This is a genomic window from Mucilaginibacter phenanthrenivorans, from assembly GCF_024721155.1.
Classification (GTDB): domain Bacteria; phylum Bacteroidota; class Bacteroidia; order Sphingobacteriales; family Sphingobacteriaceae; genus Mucilaginibacter; species Mucilaginibacter phenanthrenivorans.
In genome coordinates this window covers 571560-593473 of record NZ_JAHVAP010000004.1, presented here as the reverse complement: position 1 = coordinate 593473, position 21914 = coordinate 571560, and the positions used below count along the sequence as shown (strand labels likewise).

Genomic DNA, 21914 nt, shown 5'->3' with positions numbered 1-21914 from the left:
AAGCAGGTTGCGGGCAACCCGCCTCGCAATGACGTGATGGTTAATTAACTTACGGTCAAGTAATTGCGAGGAACGAAGCAACCTCTACACAGGACAATCAACGGACCTTTATGTCTGACCCTCACGTCATTGCGAGGAACGAAGCAACCTCTGCACAGGACAATCAGTGGACCTTTATGCTTATGGAACCTTGCACCCGCATCCCGGTAACCACAATGGCTTTTTACTCCGGTGCATGCACGGCGCAGAGATTGCTTCGAAGCAGGTTGCGGGCAACCAGCCTCGCAATGACGTGATGGTTAATTAACTCATGGTCAAGTAATTGCGAGGAATGAAGCAACCTCTACACAGGACAATCAACGGGCCTTTATGTTGTTGGCTACCTAAACGCGGCCCACAAGCGACACGCTTGGAAGCGGAGGAAATTGTCATAAATTTAGTTTACGCTTATAGTTATCGTAATGGCAAAGTTATTACCGTCGGCATAGGCATACCATTGATCTACTGGAGAATCACTGTTCCAATAATCGGCAACCGGGCCCACCATGCTGTAGGCGGTTTTTCTGTCGGTTTTGTTCCGGTTCATATCCCAGTAGTTTTTGGTTTGGTCCATATCTATACCGGGAGTTTTTACATATTGCTGGCCTGCATCCCAGGTCAAGTCTTTACTGTAATAAGAAAGGGAAAGCGTTTCAAAAACAGCCAGCACACCGTTTTCCGGAAATTGAATATTATACCTGGAAACATCAACGCATAATAAATGCTTTTTCTCCGGGTTGTAGACAATTATACTGTCTGTTGTAAGTTCTTTATCAAGCGTGATACTATCTTTGCGTTTCAGGAAAAGACGCACCCTAAACGGCATTTCTATCCCGTGCAACATATCATTTACCACGTAATTAACTGAAGTAATAGTGCCCTTGATTTTTTCTTTATTGGGAATGTACTGCACAAACGCTTCATTTGGTTCGGTTGTGCGATGGGTTTTGTAAACTTTCCTGACAATTCCTGCTGTGATGGATTTAGCGGGACGTATAATAACTTCTTTTAATGATACCAGGGACGATCTGAGGCGAATGGTATCCGGGAATTTATCATTGTGTGGCAGGGCATAAGTGGTAGTTTCATAACCGATACAAGAAAGTATGATTTGAGCATTATTATGCAATAAATCCCTGTCGATAAGTATTTCGCCTTTGCTGTTACTCATCAAATACTGGTTACTATTTATGCGCGCCGTAGCTTTATCTATTCCTTTCTTTGTCGCACTATCCGCAATGGTTAACCGCCACAAATGCTGATCCCGTTGTTGTTCCTGGGCAAAGCAACGACCTGTAACGATCAGCAGAAAAAGCAAGGGTAATAGTTTGAGCATTTACAGGTGATGGATAATTTATTACATACGTTTAAACCAGGCTTTGTGCTATTGGTTTTGGTACTGAAGCTAAGATAGAGAAATTAAATAGCGATCTGGAAATTACGGCATTGTGCTGACGGGCATGCCAGGTATGCTGGCTACCTAAACGCGGGGTCATGCGAAGCACGTGGGCAAAGGCCTCTGCAACCTGCTTAGCACGCGGATAGGCCTCTGCGCACGTCGCCCTTCCCTTCGATAAACTCAGGACAGGCTTGTGCCTCAGGGTGACACCCCACCCCTGGTTGAATATAACTTGTCATGGGTAGGACGGAAAGAACCGCTGCACAGGACAATCAACGGAGTTTTACGTTGATTGGACCGTGCAGCCGCTTGCTCAGTAACCAAAACTCTTCACTCCGCCCCAAACAAACCCTTTGCAATATATTCACTCACCGTTAACAACGTAACGCCTGAATTTAATTTAGCTAGGGCTTCCACCACTTGTAGCGGGAACGACTCATCATAAGCCAGGTATCTTAACTGTTTGAATTGCTTAATGGCAGCTACCAGGTTATCGGCATCGCTGAAACTTACATCCCCGAGAATTAAATGTTGTACCGGCAAATCTGTTATGTCGCTTAGGTTGTCAAGGTCTGCATTAACCAGTTTTAAGTGTTCAACCTTTTTGAAATCGCTTAGCCATAGGGGGATGGGATAGTTTTTCTTTAATTTGACTCCCGAAGAAAAAGTAACCTGCAACACAATCCCCTTTACTTCATGAATACTTGCAGCAACATTTGGTGGTAAAAGCGCTGTGGTAAACTCCGGCGTTGTAAATAATAACTCTACTAAGTCTCCAATTCCTGTAACAACGCATTTAGGATTCAGGAATAATATTTTACCACCCCGTTCAAGAAAAGCTGCATAGATACTACCGCTGTTGTTCTTTATAATTGTTCTCGGGATAGCTTCCTGGCTTGGCTTTTTCATTAGGCAGGTAAGTTAAGGATTTGGGGCGGGAATTTAAGCATTATGCTGCTGTGCAAATGGCTATCTAAACGCGGGGCACTAGTACGCCACCTCTTTTGGCCGGCGCTGCATACTAGCGCCAAGGAGGGGCCGGGCGTACGGGTTACCTAAACGCGGGGCACTAGTACGCCACTTCTTTTGGCCGGCGCTGCATACTAGCGCCAAGATGGGGGTACATCACGACCTAATCCAACGGGAACAAGCTAATAGACTAAATCTAATAGCAATAAAGCTTTTGATTGACTACTAGTATTCTGCAGAATACAGGTTATCTATTTCCATGGAAATGTGCCACATGGGGAGTTAAAGGCATATTCTTTTTGATATTAAAATCATTACTTGTTGTTAATTCAGGTAAAATTGATAATTCATTAAGGCTTTTTCTAACGCTATTTTTTATTTTTATAAAACTATTAATTGATAGGTTCGCAAATTTCACACCTATAATAGTTAAAAAAAGTACAGCCAAATGTCTTTTGATAACATAACCCCCAATAATCGACTGATAAGAAATATAAATATCATTTTCAAAAGAACTATTGCTAAGTTGTTGTTCTAGGTTTAATTTAAAAATTAAAAGCTTTGCGTCTGTTTTATGTGATTTTCTAAGGTAAATTGCAAACCAAATATTTAAATTGCCGAAATAACTTAAGCTTTTTGTAATGGAGGTTTCTAGAAAATTATAAGTCCAATGATTTTTGTCGATTTTCCCTTCCTTTGCGTATCCATGTAATTTATCTAGTAGAGCGTGTAATTTTAGTTGATGTAGCCTATAATTGTAACACTTGTATTGATACATAGTATAATAAACAACAACTGCGATCAAAAAGATTATTAAATAGCTCATTCTATTATAATTTTAATAATAAGATGTAAACAGAATTAGATAACTTGAGATTTTAGTTTATATTATTGTCTGAAGATTTTAATAAGTATTTCAATCGTTCAATTTCATATCGATCTAAATTTCGAATCTTATTGAATGCGTACGATTTTCCAACTAAAATTAGCACGCTAAAAATAACAATAATCCAATGAATTTGTTCGCAATAATTATTATTTTTTAATAGGATCCATTTGTCAAATAACTCGTGTTTTTCATCAGTCGTTGTGAATACAAAATAGGATATTACAAAACTTATGATAATAAGTCCAGAGACTCCAACTTTGGAAATAATGCTTGTGAAGAATAAAAAGTACCGTTCAGTTATTGAATTTGCAGTGTTGTTTTTTTGTTTCGGATCAGTTTTGGACATGGTAAGGTTTTTAATTCCAGCAATTTAACTATTTATTACAGTTTTCAAAAATTATTTTTAGGACAAGACAGCGGCTACTTAAACGCGGGCCACAAGCGTCACGCTTGCGGTAGCGGGAGGGGATTGGGGATGGAAAATAGGTGTTGAGATACTTGTAGAAGATGTGATTTTTTAACCAAAAAAAAGGATACATTAGCCGAACCTAATTACTAATTATCATGAACTATTCGACTAAGCCTTTTATTAAAGCTTCCTTTTTTTCTATTTTGTTAATTTTTTCTGCTATCTCATTTGGTTATGCGCAAACAGATACCGTGGTTTTGAACAACCAACGCATCGCATGTTCTGTAAAGGAAGTAACACCGGACGCGGTTAAATACTCATTTCCAGGCGAGGATGTTATCAATTCTGTTTACAAAAACACCGTGCAAAAAATAATCTTTAAAAGCGGACGCGTTCAAACTTTTGCCGAATCCACTTCTTATAAATCTATAAGTGGCGTTATGGATTACGATAAGGTTACAATTACAGCTGTTGAAAGCGAAGTACGGGGATTGTTTAAACTATCGGATGTTAGCGCAAAAGCGAAAGGAACGACCGTTTACTCAAACCAGGAACGGGTGAAAGACAGGGCCTACCGGAAGATCAAGATCCAGGCAGCTATGTTTGGGGCTAACATTATTTACTTAAGTAATCAACGCACGGAGGGTAATAAATACGGAACTTATTTCACCGCTGGTTCAACTGCCGAAACTAATCTTACTGGTGTTGCTTACTCAAATATTTTACCCGACTTTGAAAAGTTCAAAAAGACCATTGGAACGAAAAACAATTTCAATGCAACAATAAAATATGAGTTAGGCGGCAGCGATAGCGACGTTTCCCAGGACAATATCAATAAGCCGTTTACCATAACAAATATTACAAACGATAACGGGATAGTTTTTATTGAAGGTGATCTTAAAGGTGAGCGGGATGTTCACAGTTTCCAATTGGTGAATTTTGGGGATAATAGCTTTAGTATAGCATATAAATATAAGGGTACTGCTTATAATTTGGTGATAAATATCTAATAACTGTGATATATACGCGTTAAAAACTTGATTGATCAACCTTAATATTTAACAATCTAAACCTTCACATTATGAATTTAAAACCACTCGGCTTAGTTTTAGCATTTGTCATGCTATGTTTTTCATGTAATAGCAATAACACTCAAATTGCTGAAAATACCTTTATTCATGGCGATAAAATCTACAAAATTATTGATAATGAATTGAGAGAAATCGGAGACTTAAATGCCAAGGATATTAAAAAGTTTGAGGTATCTAAGCCAAATCAAAGAGATTTAGGTTCATCAACATTAGATTTTGTAAAACCAGGCGCATATACCACACTTAAGGCTTTATATAGAGGTAATTATTTATATTACTCTTTGCAGTTGAAAGGCATGAACGATTTACGCGATAATTACGCGGACGGAAATTTGACTATCGAGTTCGTAGATGAATTTGGTTTCATAATACATTCCACTGAGATTTCCATTCACGATCTTGTAGGGATGGTCGGTAGTGATGGAAAACCAGTTTCTTTTGTTTATAACGGCAAAACAGAAATGAGTACAGAAATTAATTCTGCTATTAAAAGCTATAGCGTAACTTCCAGTATTAAGCCTAAATCAAAGTATAGTTTTAATTAGTCAATAAGGATGCAAGAGCAGAATGTTTTTTTTCCAGATTGTCTGTTTAAAATAACAGATATTTCGTCATCTACTTTTCTATATTTTCAAGAGCTACCTATAACGTTTACGCTACATCCTACTGTTTCCATATTCCAAACGGGATGCGATCCTATTCGGTTCAATAAACTCGTAGCGGAATCTAATTACCCTTGGAAAAATTCATTCAATTTTTTATTTGATCAATGGGCAGAAAGTCAAGATAATTTAATAAATACCTTTAAACTAATAGATCCATTGCTAAAAAAGGGATATGCAAGAACAATCTGGCTCGCATATCCCAGAAATGATGCTGCACTTGCGCAAACAAGAAAATTAATTAATTCCACAGGACTAAACAAAAAGGAGTTATTAGGTACAATAAACATTTCTATGGCTTCTCAGGAATTAATTTCGCATATTTTATTTGAAAAATTTCTGGAAATTTATGGCGGTGACATCAAAGCAGAAACAAGGGGAGAGACATATGAGGAAACACGCGCCAATCATATCGACTACATTGCGCTTTTAAAATATTGCGATAACTTATTTAAGCAATTTTCAATTGAGGACCTATTAATTGATGCCTACTTTTTTAGATTTAACTCCTTAGAATATTACCCCAAAATCTTACTAAGCAATGAAAATTTGATTAAATTTCTTACGTCTCTTCCTCAAGAGAAAGATAAAAATAAAACCGAACGTGAAAGTTATTATGATAAAATCGATATCATAGCTTGGGAAATATTTAGACAGTTAACGTCAAAGTATATTGATAATAATGACCCACAAAAAACAATTGGCTTAATAATCGATCTGCGGGAGAATCGAAGTAGGCAAATTGCTAATTTGAAAAATAAGTGCATGAAATTAGCTGAGCAGTTTAAAGGGGAATATGACTTAAATAATCTTGTGAAAAATATTTCAAAACATGTCGAGATTAACACAGAAAAAGAAATTAGAGAACTGCTTGATATGGATAAAAACCAGTATAATGACCTTTTTAATGAAATGTTTTCAGACGAAAAAACATGGATTGCTTTAGGCGCTTTAATTGTATCATTGATTATCGGTGGGCCAGTAATAACAGCCGGCTCGGCATTGGCTGGAATAGCAAGTATTGGATCCAAGGCCATAAAAATTGGTACTAAGAATGACGAAAAAATAAAGAACAGTGACTATTCATTAATTTACGTAATGAATAATTTTACTTGATAAAATCGAAAGACGTTTAAATTATGTACTTACTATCCCCCTCCTGGCGTTAATATCCGCGCCGGCCCAAAGAGGTTGGCTACTCAGTGCCCCGTATGCCCAGTAGTAAAATGCCTATCATTAATACGTTTGCGGCCTCTTTCACGTCATCCCATCCCGTACTAATGATCTGCACAGTTCAGAGATTGCTTCGTTCCTCGCAAAGACGGGTTGGATAGTTAGTATTATGCCTGGTTATCAGTCATTTATAATGTCAAATATTAAACCTTTGATAATCAGCATGTTTCATAGTGTTCCACCTGTTCCACGCAAAAAAATGGAACGCTTTGGAACGCTTGGGTACAAAAGATACACTTCCCCTAAACGCTGTTGGAAACACTTTGATGTAAACCCCCTTTATCCAGTTGGCAGTTTTGAGTTGGCAGTCCGCAATGGCTGAAAAAGGCAGGCTACAAATTTCTCTTGAAATATTAAATAAACCCGGTGTATATGGTTTACATTAAAATCAGTGTAAACCATGATTTTTCACTAATAAATTAATTCAAATAATTGATTTATAGCTGTTTATAACTATTTACATCATATGGTTTACATTGAATTATGTAAACCATGTAAACCCACTTTGTATAGTTTTCTACGGACGGGTAAAGGTATTAGTCGATTAGCAGGATGGCGAATTCTGGCGTAAACGCATGGTGTAGAAACCCCTCCCTTCGCCCTCCCGGGGGAGGGAATCGCACGAGGCCGCCGCTTTTGTTTGCTTAGCCCCAACCATCTTTCGGACTTTACTGACTTTCGGACTTTTCCGACTTCCTCCCTTCCCCCCAAATCATTATATTTGAAGCATGCACCCCTTCGCTTATACTATGATTAAATTCCTTAATTCGAAAAGAGCTTTAAAATTTACCGCAATTGTAATCACCAGCTTTATAACTCATGTGTCAATGGGCCAGTCGCGGTATAAGCCGGCAGAGTTGTTCCCGGCCTTGCCGCTGTTGCCGCCGGGCAGTGAATACCGCACCGCTACCGGCGAGCCGGGGCCTGCGTACTGGCAAAACCAGTCGGACTATGTGATTGATGTTGCGCTGGATGACAAGCAGAATTTGATCAAAGGCGTAATGACGGTTACCTATACCAACAACAGCCCCAAAGCGCTTGCGGACCTGTGGATGCAAATGGAGCAGAACGTGTATAAAAAGGAGTCGAGGGGTGTGCTGTCGGGCTTGTTCCTGTATAAGAACCCGGCTGCAAAAACACCGGATGGCGGCTTCGAAATTGAAGGCATCAGCATTGCCGGAGATAAGGGCGCTGAGATAAAATATAACGTTTACGATACCCGGATGCAACTGCACCTGCCCGAGCTTTTGAAGAGCGGGCAACAGCTGAGTTTCCGCATTCAATATCAATACCATTTCCCGGTTAACTATAAAAATGCCGATTTCCTGGTGAACAGAACGGACCTGCTACCCACCAAAAACGGTGATATTTATGCCGTGGCGCAATGGTACCCCCGCATGTGCGTGCTGGATGATGTGGAAGGCTGGAACGCGCTGCCCTACCTCGGCAATGGTGAGTTCTACCTCGACTTTGGCAATTTTAAAGTAAACATCACCGTGCCATCGGCCTACATTGTTGAAGGCTCCGGCGACCTGCTGAACCCCGAAGAAGTGTTGACCCCGGTCGCCCTGAAACGCTGGCAGGCGGCGCATGAAAGTGAGCAGCCGGTAATGATAAGGTCGGCAAAGGAAGTTGGCGAAGCATCGTCGAGACCATCAACCCCAACCTGCACCTGGAAGTTCCAGATGAACAACACCCGCGATTTTGCGTGGACAGCCTCTAAATCGTTTGTCTGGGAGGCGCTGAGCTTTAAGCTGTCGACAGGCAAAAAGGTGATGGCCTGTTCGCTATACCCTGTTGAATCTGCAAAGAAGACCAGTTGGCTGCGTTCGTCGGAATATGTGAAGTTCACCCTGCAATATTTCTCCGAAAAATGGCACGAATACCCGTTTAATAAAGCCGTAAACGTGGCCTCCAACCTGGATGGTATGGAATACCCGGGCATGGTTTTTTGCGCCGCCAAGGATACGGGCAATATGTATTGGGCAGTTGTTAACCACGAGCTGGGCCACACCTGGTTCCCGATGACAGTGGGCAGCAACGAGCGCAAATACGCCTGGATGGATGAGGGCTTTAACCTGTTTATGGATATGATGGCCACCAAAGACTTTAACAAAGGCGAGTTTATTGGCTATGCGGAAATTGACAGTCCGAGGATGTCGCTGTTTTCAGACAAGCTGTTGCCGATCGTTAGTCGCCCGGATGCCATTCCCGGCAACCAGGTTTACCCGGTTGAATACCAGAAAACGGCCTACCTGCTGGCCCTGCTGCGCAACCACATCCTGGGCCCCGACAGGTTCGACCCGGCATTCAGAAAATACATCAACGACTGGGCCTTTAAACACCCAACTCCCTGGGATTTTTTCAGGAGCATTGACAGCTCAACCGGCGAGGATCTGACATGGTTCTGGAAGTCGATGTTTTTAGAGAATTTCAAGCTGGATCAAAGCATTGCAAAAGTGGTGGCTAAGGACAATAAAACCTTCATCACCATTGAAAACACCGAACGCGCCGCCATGCCGCTGATTGTTGAAATAACCTACAAAAGCGGTGCAAAGGAACGGCGCAAATTCCCGGTGGAGATTTGGGAATATACCGGTACTTATACTTTTACTGCTGATAAGGATGAGGCGGTTGCTAAAGTGGTGATTGATCCGGAAGAGGTGTTTGTGGATGTGAATAGGGGGGATAATGTGTGGGGGAAGTAAGGGTGGTTCATTAGTTCAATTGTTCATTAATGTAAACGCATAGCGCAGAGTGGACTCACCCGGTCGACGCTGCGCTGGACCACCCTCTCTGCTGCGCAAAGAGGGAAGAGAAATAATCAGTAATTAAGTTTTAATTTTTTTTACCTCTTTACGCGCAGCGAAGAGAGGTCGACGAGCGAAGCAATGTCGGGTGAGTCCATTCTACGCACGACGATCTCCGCCCATCATCTTCCGGACTTTACTGACTTTCCCGACTTTCGGACTTCCCCAAAAACCTTTCGCCTTTTAGCTTTCACCTTTTTTCTTTCACCTCTTTTTCCTATACTTGTACGATTGACATTTGCACCAATTGGTCAGCCTAAAATAGCATTATGCCCAGGTACTGTTTAACCCTCGATTTAAAGGACGATCCGGCTTTGATAGCGGAGTATGAGCAACATCATGAGGCGATATGGCCCGAGATCAGGAAAAGTATCGTAGATTCGGGTATTACGGGGATGGAGATCTACCGTTTTGATAACCGCCTGTTCATGATCATGGAGGTTGATGATACCTTTAGCTTTGATGCCAAGGGCCAGGCGGATGCTGCCAACCCCAAAGTACAGGAGTGGGAAAACCTGATGTGGAAATACCAGCAGCCCATGAAAAATACCCTGAAGGGGGAGAAGTGGGTGATGATGAAGCGAATTTTTGAGTTGTAGGGGGGAGAGTGATGAATAGTGAGTGGAGAATAGAAAAAACAAATAAATAACAAACTTTGTCATTGCGAGCGATAGCGTGGCAACCTCGTCGCCAATGCGTTTTCGTTAATGCACGGGCGCTAGTGCACGACTACGAGGTTGCTTCGTCGCTCTGCTCCTCGCAATGACAATGTTTTATAGCTTTATACTAACCAATAAATAAATCTACCATGCTAAAAAAACTACCGTTCCTGTTGCTGCTGCTGATACTCAGCCATGCAACGTTTGCCCAGAAAATGATCGGCCAGGAAACCGACGCGCAGAAAAAGCAGAGAATGCAGTGGTGGGCGGATAGCCACTTTGGCATGTTCATCCACTTCGGCCTTTACTCGGGTGCTGCAAGGCACGAGTGGGTAAAACACAATGAGCACCTGACCAATGAACAGTATCAGAAATATTTCGACCAGTTTAACCCTGATTATTTCGACCCAACAAAATGGGCTAAAGCCGCTAAAGCTGCCGGGATGAAATATATGGTGATGACAACCAAGCACCATGAAGGCTTTTGTTTGTTCGACTCAAAATATACCGACTATAAATCAACCAATACCGGTGCAAAACGCGACCTGGTGCGCGAATATGTAAATGCTGTAAGGGCACAGGGCTTAAAGGTTGGGTTTTATTACTCATTGCTTGACTGGCACCACCCGGATTATACAATGGACGACGCGCATCCGCTGGTACAGGTGGATACGAGCCAGGCGAATTATGATCGTTTAAATAAAGGGCGCGATATGGCTAAATACAGGCAGTACATGCGCAACCAGCTTACCGAATTGTTAACCAATTATGGTAAAATTGATGTGTTGTGGCTGGATTGGTCGTGGGATAAGAAGGGACAGCGGCGCGGGCGCGGAAAGGGCGCTAAGGATTGGGGATCGGTAGAGCTATTGAAGCTGGCAAGAAAATTACAGCCCGGTATCATAATAAATAACAGGCTGGACCTGAATGAGTATAAAGACGGGGCGGACTTTGAAACCCCCGAGCAGGTAAGCACCGCCGAACTGGCCAAATACCGCGGCAGAACATGGGAAACCTGCCAAACGTTTAGCGGATCATGGGGCTATTACCGGGACGAAAATACCTGGAAAACCAACCGCCAGCTGCTTGATCTGCTGATCACCTCGGTAAGCAACGGTGGTAACCTGATCCTTAACGTAGGCCCAACCGCCCGCGGCGAGTTCGACTATCGCGCAACCCGCGCATTGGATAGCCTGGCAACCTGGATGCACGCTAATGACCGTTCTATCTATAACTGCACTTACGCGCCGGATACCTTTAAGATCCCCGAAAATGATAAGCTAACTTATAACGCCAAAACCAAACGGTTGTATGTACATTTGTACGATTACCCGGCGGGAGGCACCATAACTTTGCCGGGTTATGCTAATAAAATTAAGTACGCAGCGTTCTTAAATGATGCGTCGGAACTTTTGTACAAGCCATCGGCCACCAACCCGGACGACCTGGTGTTGACCGTTCCAACTAAAAAACCCAATTTCGAGATCCCGGTTGTTGAGCTAACGCTGCAATAACCCAATTTTGTAATAATGTCGATAGAAAAACACAGTTATATCCGCATCCACCCAAAGGACAACGTATTGGTGGCGCTGCAAAACCTGGCACAAGGCACGGAAGTAAACTTCGAGGGCCAAACCTTTAAGCTTACCGAAAAGATTGATGCCAAGCACAAGTTCAGCATTAACCCGCTGCAGCCCGACGATGAGATTTTTATGTACGGCGTACTGGTGGGCAAGGCAACGGTAGCCATCCCGCAAGGCGGGCCGATCAGCACCCAAACGGTGCATCATGCCTCCGGTGAGTTCCACCTTGGCAAACGCAAGCTGGACTGGCACCAGCCTGATCCCGGCAAATACACCGGCAAAACTTTTAACGGTTACCACCGTGCGGATGGTTCGGTAGGCACCGGCAACTACTGGATTGTTGTGCCGATGGTGTTCTGCGAAAACCGTAATGTTGATGTGTTGAAGGAGGCTTTGGTGGATAAGCTAGGCTACAAGAAAGCCAAAAGCTATGACGGCGACGTTGAACAGTTGATGGGTCTTTACCAGGCAGGGAAATCTGTTCAGGAGATCCTGAATGCAGATATAGAGGACTCGGCAGATAAGGCAAATTCAAAGAAATTCTTTAAAAATATAGATGGCATAAAATTCCTTACCCACGAAATGGGTTGCGGCTGTAACCGCAGCGATGCCCAAACTTTATGTGGTTTGATAGCAGGGTATGTTACCCATCCCAATGTGGCAGGTGCAACTATATTAAGCCTCGGCTGTCAGAATGCGCAGGTAAGTATTTTGCAGCAGGAAATAAAGGTACGCGATGCCAACTTCAGCAAGCCACTGGTGATCCTGGAGCAGCAAAAGATAGGTACGGAAAGCGATCTGCTGAAACAAGCTGTGAAACAAACCTTTGCCGGTTTGATGCAGGCTAACCAAACAGAACGTAAGCCTGCTCCATTATCAAAATTATGTATCGGACTGGAATGCGGCGGGTCGGATGGTTTTTCGGGGATCTCGGCAAACCCGGCATTGGGTTATGTGAGCGATCTGCTGGTAACCATGGGCGGCTCGGTGATCTTATCCGAGTTCCCGGAGCTTTGCGGTGTGGAACAGGAACTAAGCGACCGCTGTGTTGATGAGGACAAGGCCAACTACTTTATGCAGCTGATGACCAACTATAACCAACGCGCGGAAGCTGACGGTTCAGGCTTTTATGCTAACCCGTCGCCGGGCAATATTCGGGATGGATTGATTACGGATGCGATAAAATCGGCTGGTGCAGCCAAAAAAGGCGGAACATCCCCGGTTGCGGATGTACTGGATTACCCGGCCAAAGTATCAAAACCAGGTCTGAATTTATTGTGTACCCCCGGCAGCGACGTAGAAAGCACCACCGCAGAAGTAGCGGCAGGCGCGAATATTGTGTTGTTTACTACCGGCCTTGGTACGCCAACAGGTAACCCGGTTACTCCGGTTATCAAGCTCTCCACAAACACAATCCTGGCAACTAAAATGCCGGACATCATCGACATAAATTGCGGAACAATTATAGAAGGCGAAGAAACCATTCAGCAAACCGGTGAGCGCATATTGGATTATGTGATCAAGGTTGCCAGCGGCGAAGCGGAACCTGCATCGGTAAGATTGGGGCAAGATGACTGGATTCCGTGGAAGAGGGGGATATCATTGTAAGATTCCAGTTAAGAAAAAGGATGTCATGCTGAGGCACTCGAAGCATGCGGGCAAAGGCCTCAGCATCATGCTTAGCACGCGAAAAGGCCACTGCGCTCATCCTTCGAGTGCCTCAGGATGACACCCGATTTAGCTCAGAATGACAAAATACAACAGACACCTATGTTTAAACTAACCAACAAACAAGTAATAATAACCGGCGGCGGTAGCGGTATTGGCAAAGCCATGTCCATCCTGTTTGCGAAGCAGGGTGCCATCGTACACATCATCGAACTGAACGAAGACGCCGCCAATGATACGGTGACAGAAATCAAATCGGCAGGCGGACAAGCCGATGTTCATAAATGCGATGTAAGCAATCAACAGCAGGTTTTGGATGTTTTTGGGTCGATAGGAAAGATTGATATCCTGATAAACAATGCAGGTATTGCCCACATCGGCAAGGCAGATACCACCAGCGAGGCTGATTTTGACAGGGTGTACAATGTAAACGTTAAGGGAGTTTACAACTGCCTTTTTGCAGCCCTGCCTGTAATGAAGACAAATAAAGGCGGCGTGATATTAAATACAGCTTCTATTGCTGCGCACGTAGGCATAGTCGACCGCTTTGCATATTCTACCAGTAAGGGCGCCATCCATGCCATGACATTATCGGTTGCACGGGATTACATAGCGGATAACATCCGCTGTAACAGTATTTCGCCGGCGAGGGTGCATACGCCGTTTGTGGATGGCTTCATTGCCAAAAATTATGCGGGACAAGAGGCCGAGATCTTTGAAAAACTGTCCAAATCACAACCTATAGGCAGGATGGGGCAGCCTGAAGAAGTTGCTGCATTAGCATTGTATTTATGCTCTGACGAGGCCGGCTTTATAACAGGTACGGATTATCCTATCGACGGTGGTTTTATCACCCTAAACAACTAACGAGAATATCGGATTTCGGAATTTCGATTTCGGAATTGAAATTATCTAAAGCAGCAGATCAAAAGAATAAATCCGAATTCGAACATCCGAATTCCGAAATAAAAAAATATGAAACTAATACGATTCGGTGAAGCCGGCAAGGAAAAGACCGGTGTGATCATCAACGATAAAAAATACGACACCTCTGCATTTGGCGAGGATTATGGCGAAGCATTTTTTGAGAATGATGGCCTGACGCGTTTGAGCTATTTTTTGGAGGATAGCCTTTTACCTGAAATTACGGAAGATGTGCGTTTGGGTAGTCCGCTGGCAAGACCGTCAAAAATTGTTTGTATAGGGTTGAATTACATCGACCATGCAAGAGAAACCGACGCAACCCCGCCAACCGAGCCGGTAATCTTTATGAAATCGACCACGGCTATTGTTGGTCCGTTTGATAATATCGTGATCCCGAAAAATTCTGTAAAAACAGATTGGGAGGTTGAGCTGGCAATAGTGATTGGCAAAAAGGCAAGCTATGTGGAAGAAGCTGACGCGATGGATTATGTTGCCGGGTATGTGCTGCATAACGACGTATCTGAACGCGAGTTCCAGATTGAGCGTGGCGGTACCTGGGACAAGGGGAAGGGCTGCGACACGTTTGCGCCGATAGGCCCATTCTTTGCTACAAAGGATGAAATTGCCGATCCGCACAGCCTGCGCCTTTGGTTAAAGGTGAATGGGCAAACAATGCAGGATGGCAATACCTCGAACTTTATATTTAACATCCCGCATTTGGTCTCCTATACCAGTCAGTTCATGACTTTGCTACCAGGGGATATTATCTCGACAGGCACACCAGCAGGTGTAGGCCTGGGCATGAAACCGCCAATCTATTTGAAGGCAGGTGACGTGATTGAATTAGGTATTGACGGATTGGGTGAAGCTAAGCAAACGCTGGTTGCCTACAGTTAGTTAACATCAAATAGCAGCATGAAAGGCAGCAATATATTTATCGATGTATTGCTGCTTTGTTTTTGCCTTGTACTGCATAATAAAGCGTGGATGCTCCAGCGCCACGATGTTTTTAAAGAAGCCCTTTTCGTCATTTAGCTTGCGCAAGAACTTTTCATTCTTCCCCGTTCCGAAACAAAAGCAGGTATCGGTATAGATGCCGAGGTCTATTTGCTTTTGGATATTCTCTACCATAAAATCATAAACGGCGGCTGTTAGCTCCTTGCTGTCGTAATAATTGTAATTTATTTCCTTGCCATCCTTTGTACTGGCGGTAAAGCCCAGTGGGCACATGGAGTTGATATAAATGTGTTTGTAAAATTCCTCCGGTCCGCCAAAGGCCTCAATCACCTCATAAACAAATACCGACGATGGCTCATGCGTTTCCTTGCCCTCATAGTTGATATGGCATACCGATTTCAGCCGCTTGGAATCGGTAAAGGGAATGCCCGTAACGCCGCCGCCAAACCTGCCGGGGTTAATACCTACTATCAAATGCCGCTTGTTATCGTCATTATAATACTTGCTGTAAAACTGCTCCATTATAATATTGGCCTGCGGATTTTCCTTGAAGGGATTCAGTATATTGATCCCCGGCGGTAAGGTCCCGGTAAAGTCGAGCTGCTTGTTGAATTGGATTACTTTTTCGGCGAAGGTCATGTTGATGGTGTGTGAGGGCTAAAATAAATGGATCTATCCAATTTGTGTCCAATTTTATCCAAAAATAAAACGCCCCGGCAAACCTAATCTGCCAGGGCGCTTATTACTTTATTGAATATTATTGCTGAATTGCCTTCCCATCGAAGGTTGCTGATTTTAAGATCTTTTCCGCAACTGCAACAGCGGCCGGCGATAGCGGTGCATAGTTCAAATCATTACAGTATTTCTGTCCGTTATGAGTGTTCCACCACAATAGTTTTACAACTTTTTCGGCACGGTCCTTAGTGCGGCCGTTGTAGTTTTGTTCTTTGTAGATCATGGCCCAGGTAAACCCGCTGATAGGGTAACCATCCTTAGCATCCGTATTGCTTAATGAAACCTTTGCATCATCAGGAATGGTAATATTACCTGCAGCGCTGGTTGAAGCAACTGTCGGGGTAATGTAGTTACCGCTTTTGTTCTTCAGGTCGGCAAAGGTCATTTTATTTTGGATGGCATAGGCAAGCTCAATATAACCGATAGCGCCCGGAGTTTGTTTGATCAAACCAGCAACGCCTTCGTTACCTTTACCACCAAGACCAACGGGCCAATTAATGGCAGAACCCTTTCCTGGTTTGGTATTCCAGTCGGTACTAACCTTTGAAAGATAGGTGGTGAAAATATTAGTAGTTCCGCTGCCGTCGCTGCGGTGAGCAATGAAGATGCCGGTAGATGGTAGTTTAACACCCGGGTTTATCTTGGCAATTGCCGCATCGTCCCATTTAGTGATCTTGCCTAAAAATATATTAGCCAGAACATCCGGATCAAGTTTTAAGGTGCTTTTCAAATCGGGCAGGTTATAGCTGATAACTACTGCGCCGGCACACATCGGGATGTGCAATACATCGGCTCCCATTTTTTTCGCCTGGTCATCATTCAAAGGCGCATCAGAATCACCGAAGTCGATGGTTTTATTGGTAAGCTGTAAAATACCGCCGCCCGAGCCAATTGATTGATAGTTTACCTTAATACCGGTTTCCTTATCATATTCGGCAAACAGTTTTGAAAAAAGCGGGTAAACAAAAGTACTTCCCGCGCCAAGCAAAGTGTTTGCATCGCTTGTCGAAGCTGTAGCAGCAGCCGGTTTCGCTGAAGTATCGCTCCCCGATTTTGCATTATTTCCACCGCAGCTAACTAAAGCTGTCTCGGCCAGCAGCACAGCTGCAAACGCCAATTGACTAATCTTTAAAAATTTCATGAGTAAAGTATTTTAATGGTTAACAATGAAACACCAGCTTGGTGTTGTTATGTGTGTTATTTTATTGTTAACAAATCTACAAAATGTATGTATGGGATGAAGTGTGTAGTTTTTTCGCGCAGAATTGTTGGATATTTCAAAGGTTTTGTGAGGTGAATGACGAAATATCAAATATAAAAAATACCATCAAAACGGCAAAACCTTATAAATTTGATAGCCATATTTAGCTATAAAAATAAATAATATGGGCTAAATACTGCTTTTTTGATAATTTGTGAGTAGTGTTGAAACACTATGAAATTATTTGGCATTGATTTAGCTTTGATAAAGCAATTCGCACTTCGCCTAAAATTCTACGTCGGGGTAATATCCTCAACTTAAACCAATTGTAGGTGCTTTTGCTATTTATTTACTTAGTATAGATTTATATGCTTATCGAATCATTTGAAATCGGCGCTTTAATTGCAGTGCTAATTTTACCCGTATTTTTTCCGTATAAAAAGAAGGTAAAGGCTATTAAGATCCCAAAACACTATAACGATACAACGGAGGCCAATTACGCTATTAACGAGAACGGCTTTTTAGAAGAGATCCAGCACGACAAATTAAAAAGTCATGCTAATTAGCGAGTACTAATTCAGCCTCTGCCGCATCGGTCAGGGGCTTTTTAATGCAAAATTGTATAGTATCTATATAGATTATACAGCTTCTACTGATAAATATGCCGGTGTTATTTGGCTTCAATAAATATTTACCTGGTTAGTAATTCCTCGTCACCTATTTCTTCTTTAAATTTTATTCGTTAATCTTGAATTAAATCTACCCTAAATATGAAAATCCGTACCTACGCAGGCTATAACGAAATGTGCCGGGCTGCTGCCGAAATGATTGTTAACCAGGTAAAGCAAAAGCCAGATTCGTTGATTTGCCTAACATCCGGCGATACACCGGCCGGGATTTATAAACTGCTGATACAATATGCTAAAGAAAAACGGGTTGATTTTAGCAATTGCTATTTTGTTGGACTGGATGAATGGGTGGGAATGGATAAAAACGATGCGGGCAGTTGCACCAATTTTCTTTATGAGTCTTTCTTTACCCCGGCAAAAATAAAAGCTTCCCGGATGAAGGTTTTTGATGCCAAAGCCACAGATCTCAATGCTTCATGCACTGCAATGGATGATTTTATAAAAGCGCACGGCCCGCTGGCTATTATGCTGGTGGGTGTTGGCTTGAACGGCCACATCGGACTGAACGAGCCTGGCGTCGATTTTAATTCCTATGCCCATCATTCCCCTTTGGCGCCGGTAACAATTGAAGTAGGTCAGAAATACTTTAAACAACAAACCCAATTAACCGAGGGCATAACCCTCGGACTGAAACACCTGCAGGAGGCGCAAATACCCATGTTATTGGCGTCGGGCAAAAATAAGGCGGAGATAATAGCCCGAGCCTTACAGGGCAAGGTGACAAACCTGGTTCCGGCTTCTATTTTTCAAACATTCCCATCAGCTTATGTAATGCTTGATGAGGCTGCCGGATCGCAATTGACTGATTAAGGTTGAAAAATAATTAAAGGATGGAGGGACTTATTTAGATAAGTTCCCTGTTGATTAATCGGAGAATCCTAAAATCCTTTAATCATGGTTCAAAATCGCTATAGAATCATAATATTGTAACAATCCTCATTACAGCCCAACAATTAATACCAAAACGTGTTAAATTGCATAATTGCCGATCCCAAAAAAAATCATAAGTAAAAATGAAAACAGAAGAATTGATCAGTACCGCCGCTGCACTTATGGCCGGCGATAAGGGCCTGCTGGCCATGGACGAAAGCATCGGAACCTGCAACAAACGTTTTGAAGAAGCAGGCATCCCCCAAACAATTGAATACCGGCGTGCCTACCGCGAGTTGATCGTAACCACACCAAACCTGGGCAATTGTTTAAGCGGCGCTATTTTGTTTGATGAAACCATATACCAATCGACCAAAAAAGGCGTGCTGTTTATTGATATTTTAAAAAAGGCGGGAATTATTCCGGGGATTAAGGTTGATGAAGGCACCGTTAATATGGCCAATTTTCCCGGCGAAAAAATCACCGAAGGGATTGATGGTTTGCGCCAGCGCCTGGAGAAATATTATGATCTCGGCGCGCGCTTTGCCAAATGGCGCGCAGTGATCACCATTAGCGGGGAAACGCCTACCAAGGGTAGCATTGAAGCCAATATGCACCTGCTTGCCCGTTATGCCGCACTTTGTCAGGAAAACGGTATCGTGCCTATTGTTGAGCCGGAGGTTTTAATGGACGGCGATCACAGCCTGAAAAAATGCAAAAAGGTTACCGAAAAGACATTGAAGATCCTTTTCAAAGAATTGGAAAAACAGAAGGTAGACCTGCGCGGAGTGATCCTTAAACCAAATATGATATTGCCCGGCTTGAAAAGCGCAAAACAGGCAGGAATTGATAAGGTAGCAAAGGCAACGGTTACGACATTATTGAAATGTGTGCCGCCAACTGTGCCCGGCATAGCGTTCCTATCCGGCGGCCAATCGCCTGAATTAGCTACGGCTCATTTAAACGCCATGCACGTAAAATATAAAGGCAAGTTGCCCTGGGCGCTTACATTCTCGTTTGCACGGGCTATTCAGCAACCGGCTATGGACATATGGAGAGGCGAGGACAAAAATGTAAAGGCCGCGCAAAAGCTGCTTTTTGAAAGAGCTAGTTTGGATAACGCAGCACGCAGGGGTGAGTACACGCCTGATATGGAAAAGAAATAAGTCTTTAGTCCGGAGTCGGCAGTCTTAAGTCAAAGATTGATAAAAGGATTAGGCTCTTGACTCGAGACTAACGACTATAGACTCAAGACTCAAAAAAAAATGGAGAATATACAACTCTACCCCCTTAAGTTTGATCCCATTTACCAATACCGCATTTGGGGCGGTCGCAGGCTCAATAGCTTGCTTGAAAAGCCGTTACCCAAAAACGACCCTATAGGTGAAGCCTGGATCCTGAGCGATCGCGACGATCATCCGAGTAAAGTGATCAATGGCAAATTGAAGGGTAAAACAATTAAGGAGCTTTTTGAAAATGCACCCAAACAATTGCTCGGCAAGCTGCAGGGTAAGTTCGATAGGTTTCCCTTACTGTTGAAATTCCTGGACTGCCAGCAGGTATTATCCGTACAGGTGCATCCATCTGATGATCTTAAAAAGTATATCCCGAAAGGTGAGAACGGAAAGACTGAAGCCTGGGTGGTATTGGAAACAGGTAAGGACGCAACTATTTATGCGGGGCTAAAATCAGGCACTACCAAGCAAAAAATAGAAGCTGATCTGAAGAAAAATGAGGTCGCTGCCGATCTGGCCAGTTTTAAGCCAAAAGTTGGCGACAGCGTTTTGATTGAAGCCGGAACCGTGCATACATTAGGTGATGTAGTGGTTTTTGAAGTCCAGGAAAACAGTGATGTAACCTATCGTTTGTACGACTGGGACCGCATAGATGAAAAAACCGGGAAACCCCGCGACCTGCAGGTTAATGAAGCGCTGGCCTGTATCGATTTTGATAAGGTAGAGATAAAGCCAATTACAACCATCGTCAAAAGTAATGAACCAGTGCTAAGGGAAACCTTGATAGAAAACCAGCATTTCAACCTCTGCCGCGTAACGGGCGAATATCCGTTTATGGTAGGCAAGGAGGCGATGCCACGCGTACTGGTTTGCATTGATGGAGAAGGTGAAGTAGAATACGGGAACGAGTTTTACCACCTTACCAAAGGCGAAGTGATGTTATTGCCCGCTAATGCCGGAGCTTGTCCGTTTGTTCCAAAAGGAGAAGTGGTGATATTAGAACTGAGCTTGCCGGAGGAAGTTCATGGTTAATAGTTCATGGATCATAGCCGGAATTTAGACTCCTATTGATCCACCTACTTTTAGCCATGAACGATGAACCATCAACTATGAACCAAAAAACATGAAAAAATTAATTGTTTTCGACCTCGACGGTACGCTTGCCGAAAGTAAGGCTGCCATTGATAAGGATATGGCCGAAAGGCTGGCTGCATTGTTAACTGTAGCAAAGGTTGCTATCATATCAGGCGGCGACTGGCCCCAGTTTGAAAAACAGGTTTTAGGGCATTTGCCTAAGGGCAGCAAGCTTAAAAATCTATCTATCCTGCCCACCTGTGGTACAAAATTCTATCAGTATAAAACAAGCTGGAAGCAACTTTATGCCGAAAACTTTACTGATGCGCAGAAAAAGAAGATCATCGACTCATTAAACAAAGCAGTTGATGCATCCGGGTATAAAGCCGAAAAGACCTGGGGTGAAACCATTGAGGACCGGGGCAGCCAGGTAACCTATTCAGCATTAGGACAGACGGCGCCGCTTGATGAAAAGAAAAAATATGATCCTGATTTTAAAAAGCGCGATAAAATAAAGCAGCACCTGGATAAACTGATCCCGGAGTTTGCAGTGAACCTGGGCGGGGCGACATCAGTGGATGTAACTAAAAAGGGGATTGACAAAAAGTACGGGATGCACAAACTGCACAAAATATTGGATATAAAGATCAGCGAAATGATCTTTATCGGCGATGCCATTTTTCCCGGCGGTAATGATTTTCCCGCCAGGCAATCGGGCGCTTTTTCCATTTGCGTAAAGGATCCGGATGAAACAAAGCGTGTTGTTGAGGGTATTATAGGCAGCCTGGATGACGGGCATTTTAAAAAAGGGTTTTAAC

The 21914-nt window shown here is 43.2% G+C and carries 20 protein-coding genes; 15 read left to right on the top strand and 5 right to left on the bottom strand.

The features are described from left to right. The first annotated feature begins 110 nt into the window (after positions 1 to 110). A complete protein-coding gene (locus tag KXD93_RS12185) occupies positions 111 to 296 on the top strand; it encodes a hypothetical protein (protein WP_258137388.1) in 186 nt (61 codons plus the stop codon). A 140-nt stretch (positions 297 to 436) separates the two neighbouring features. Here KXD93_RS12185 and KXD93_RS12180 read toward each other — a convergent pair whose 3' ends face one another. The 3 genes from KXD93_RS12180 to KXD93_RS12170 form a co-directional block, all read right to left on the bottom strand. Then, positions 437 to 1375, bottom strand: a complete 939-nt coding sequence (locus tag KXD93_RS12180; protein WP_258137387.1) for a hypothetical protein — start codon at positions 1373 to 1375, stop codon at positions 437 to 439. 393 nt (positions 1376 to 1768) lie between these two features. Further along, the gene (locus KXD93_RS12175; protein ID WP_258137386.1) at positions 1769 to 2347 is read right to left on the bottom strand and encodes a hypothetical protein; all 579 of its coding nucleotides are present in this window, start codon (positions 2345 to 2347) and stop codon (positions 1769 to 1771) included. 307 nt (positions 2348 to 2654) lie between these two features. Then, positions 2655 to 3233, bottom strand: a complete 579-nt coding sequence (locus tag KXD93_RS12170; RefSeq protein WP_258137385.1) for a hypothetical protein — start codon at positions 3231 to 3233, stop codon at positions 2655 to 2657. 627 nt (positions 3234 to 3860) lie between these two features. Here KXD93_RS12170 and KXD93_RS12165 point away from each other — a divergent pair. From KXD93_RS12165 to KXD93_RS12125, 9 genes are all read left to right on the top strand, one after another. Then, positions 3861 to 4715: a hypothetical protein gene (locus KXD93_RS12165; RefSeq protein WP_258137384.1), complete on the top strand. Its 855-nt coding sequence runs from the start codon at positions 3861 to 3863 to the stop codon at positions 4713 to 4715. A gap of 71 nt (positions 4716 to 4786) precedes the next feature. Continuing rightward, positions 4787 to 5341 carry a hypothetical protein gene (locus tag KXD93_RS12160; RefSeq protein ID WP_258137383.1) on the top strand — a complete coding sequence of 185 codons (555 nt, stop codon included), beginning with the start codon at positions 4787 to 4789 and terminating at the stop codon, positions 5339 to 5341. Between the two features lie 9 nt (positions 5342 to 5350). After that, the gene (locus KXD93_RS12155; protein WP_258137382.1) at positions 5351 to 6574 is read left to right on the top strand and encodes a hypothetical protein; all 1224 of its coding nucleotides are present in this window, start codon (positions 5351 to 5353) and stop codon (positions 6572 to 6574) included. 866 nt (positions 6575 to 7440) lie between these two features. Further along, complete coding sequence (locus KXD93_RS12150) at positions 7441 to 9399, top strand: M1 family metallopeptidase (protein ID WP_258137381.1); 1959 nt, start codon at positions 7441 to 7443, stop codon at positions 9397 to 9399. Positions 9400 to 9770: 371 nt separating this feature from the next. Beyond that, positions 9771 to 10100 carry an L-rhamnose mutarotase gene (locus tag KXD93_RS12145; protein ID WP_258137380.1) on the top strand — a complete coding sequence of 110 codons (330 nt, stop codon included), beginning with the start codon at positions 9771 to 9773 and terminating at the stop codon, positions 10098 to 10100. 209 nt (positions 10101 to 10309) lie between these two features. Then, positions 10310 to 11674, top strand: coding sequence for an alpha-L-fucosidase (locus KXD93_RS12140; protein ID WP_258137379.1), 1365 nt, complete (start codon positions 10310 to 10312; stop codon positions 11672 to 11674). A gap of 15 nt (positions 11675 to 11689) precedes the next feature. Further along, positions 11690 to 13351 (top strand): UxaA family hydrolase, encoded by a 1662-nt coding sequence (locus KXD93_RS12135; protein WP_258137378.1) that lies wholly within the window; start codon positions 11690 to 11692, stop codon positions 13349 to 13351. A gap of 162 nt (positions 13352 to 13513) precedes the next feature. Beyond that, complete coding sequence (locus tag KXD93_RS12130; protein WP_258137377.1) at positions 13514 to 14278, top strand: SDR family NAD(P)-dependent oxidoreductase; 765 nt, start codon at positions 13514 to 13516, stop codon at positions 14276 to 14278. Between the two features lie 108 nt (positions 14279 to 14386). Continuing rightward, positions 14387 to 15232, top strand: a complete 846-nt coding sequence (locus tag KXD93_RS12125) for a fumarylacetoacetate hydrolase family protein (protein ID WP_258137376.1) — start codon at positions 14387 to 14389, stop codon at positions 15230 to 15232. 6 nt (positions 15233 to 15238) lie between these two features. Here KXD93_RS12125 and KXD93_RS12120 read toward each other — a convergent pair whose 3' ends face one another. Together KXD93_RS12120 and pstS are read right to left on the bottom strand one after the other, a co-directional pair. Further along, complete coding sequence (locus KXD93_RS12120; protein WP_258137375.1) at positions 15239 to 15931, bottom strand: uracil-DNA glycosylase family protein; 693 nt, start codon at positions 15929 to 15931, stop codon at positions 15239 to 15241. Between the two features lie 118 nt (positions 15932 to 16049). After that, positions 16050 to 17168 (bottom strand): phosphate ABC transporter substrate-binding protein PstS, encoded by a 1119-nt coding sequence (gene pstS, locus KXD93_RS12115; RefSeq protein ID WP_258137374.1) that lies wholly within the window; start codon positions 17166 to 17168, stop codon positions 16050 to 16052. A gap of 428 nt (positions 17169 to 17596) precedes the next feature. Here pstS and KXD93_RS12110 point away from each other — a divergent pair, with 428 nt between their 5' ends. The 5 genes from KXD93_RS12110 (at position 17597) to KXD93_RS12090 (ending at position 21913) form a co-directional block, all read left to right on the top strand. Beyond that, on the top strand, positions 17597 to 17794 hold the full coding sequence (locus tag KXD93_RS12110; RefSeq protein WP_258137373.1) for a hypothetical protein: 198 nt from the start codon (positions 17597 to 17599) through the stop codon (positions 17792 to 17794). Positions 17795 to 17998: 204 nt separating this feature from the next. Beyond that, the gene (locus tag KXD93_RS12105) at positions 17999 to 18727 is read left to right on the top strand and encodes a glucosamine-6-phosphate deaminase (protein WP_258137372.1); all 729 of its coding nucleotides are present in this window, start codon (positions 17999 to 18001) and stop codon (positions 18725 to 18727) included. 203 nt (positions 18728 to 18930) lie between these two features. Further along, positions 18931 to 19953, top strand: coding sequence for a class I fructose-bisphosphate aldolase (locus KXD93_RS12100; protein ID WP_258137371.1), 1023 nt, complete (start codon positions 18931 to 18933; stop codon positions 19951 to 19953). A 99-nt stretch (positions 19954 to 20052) separates the two neighbouring features. Continuing rightward, positions 20053 to 21054, top strand: a complete 1002-nt coding sequence (locus tag KXD93_RS12095) for a type I phosphomannose isomerase catalytic subunit (RefSeq protein WP_258137370.1) — start codon at positions 20053 to 20055, stop codon at positions 21052 to 21054. Between the two features lie 91 nt (positions 21055 to 21145). Further along, complete coding sequence (locus KXD93_RS12090) at positions 21146 to 21913, top strand: HAD-IIB family hydrolase (protein WP_258137369.1); 768 nt, start codon at positions 21146 to 21148, stop codon at positions 21911 to 21913. Position 21914: the final 1 nt, after the last annotated feature.

Excerpts from the sequence above, each read along its gene's own strand:
- KXD93_RS12095 (WP_258137370.1), top strand. The coding sequence starts at position 20,053 with ATGGAGAATATACAACTCTACCCCCTTAAGTTTGATCCCATTTACCAA.
- KXD93_RS12175 (WP_258137386.1), bottom strand. The coding sequence starts at position 2,347 with ATGAAAAAGCCAAGCCAGGAAGCTATCCCGAGAACAATTATAAAGAAC.
- KXD93_RS12150 (WP_258137381.1), top strand. The coding sequence starts at position 7,441 with ATGATTAAATTCCTTAATTCGAAAAGAGCTTTAAAATTTACCGCAATT.
- KXD93_RS12165 (WP_258137384.1), top strand. The coding sequence starts at position 3,861 with ATGAACTATTCGACTAAGCCTTTTATTAAAGCTTCCTTTTTTTCTATT.
- KXD93_RS12155 (WP_258137382.1), top strand. The coding sequence starts at position 5,351 with ATGCAAGAGCAGAATGTTTTTTTTCCAGATTGTCTGTTTAAAATAACA.
- KXD93_RS12110 (WP_258137373.1), top strand. The coding sequence starts at position 17,597 with ATGCTTATCGAATCATTTGAAATCGGCGCTTTAATTGCAGTGCTAATT.
- KXD93_RS12135 (WP_258137378.1), top strand. The coding sequence starts at position 11,690 with ATGTCGATAGAAAAACACAGTTATATCCGCATCCACCCAAAGGACAAC.
- KXD93_RS12185 (WP_258137388.1), top strand. The coding sequence starts at position 111 with ATGTCTGACCCTCACGTCATTGCGAGGAACGAAGCAACCTCTGCACAG.
- KXD93_RS12130 (WP_258137377.1), top strand. The coding sequence starts at position 13,514 with ATGTTTAAACTAACCAACAAACAAGTAATAATAACCGGCGGCGGTAGC.
- KXD93_RS12090 (WP_258137369.1), top strand. The coding sequence starts at position 21,146 with ATGAAAAAATTAATTGTTTTCGACCTCGACGGTACGCTTGCCGAAAGT.
- KXD93_RS12100 (WP_258137371.1), top strand. The coding sequence starts at position 18,931 with ATGAAAACAGAAGAATTGATCAGTACCGCCGCTGCACTTATGGCCGGC.
- KXD93_RS12145 (WP_258137380.1), top strand. The coding sequence starts at position 9,771 with ATGCCCAGGTACTGTTTAACCCTCGATTTAAAGGACGATCCGGCTTTG.
- KXD93_RS12180 (WP_258137387.1), bottom strand. The coding sequence starts at position 1,375 with ATGCTCAAACTATTACCCTTGCTTTTTCTGCTGATCGTTACAGGTCGT.
- KXD93_RS12125 (WP_258137376.1), top strand. The coding sequence starts at position 14,387 with ATGAAACTAATACGATTCGGTGAAGCCGGCAAGGAAAAGACCGGTGTG.
- KXD93_RS12120 (WP_258137375.1), bottom strand. The coding sequence starts at position 15,931 with ATGACCTTCGCCGAAAAAGTAATCCAATTCAACAAGCAGCTCGACTTT.
- pstS (WP_258137374.1), bottom strand. The coding sequence starts at position 17,168 with ATGAAATTTTTAAAGATTAGTCAATTGGCGTTTGCAGCTGTGCTGCTG.
- KXD93_RS12140 (WP_258137379.1), top strand. The coding sequence starts at position 10,310 with ATGCTAAAAAAACTACCGTTCCTGTTGCTGCTGCTGATACTCAGCCAT.
- KXD93_RS12170 (WP_258137385.1), bottom strand. The coding sequence starts at position 3,233 with ATGAGCTATTTAATAATCTTTTTGATCGCAGTTGTTGTTTATTATACT.
- KXD93_RS12160 (WP_258137383.1), top strand. The coding sequence starts at position 4,787 with ATGAATTTAAAACCACTCGGCTTAGTTTTAGCATTTGTCATGCTATGT.
- KXD93_RS12105 (WP_258137372.1), top strand. The coding sequence starts at position 17,999 with ATGAAAATCCGTACCTACGCAGGCTATAACGAAATGTGCCGGGCTGCT.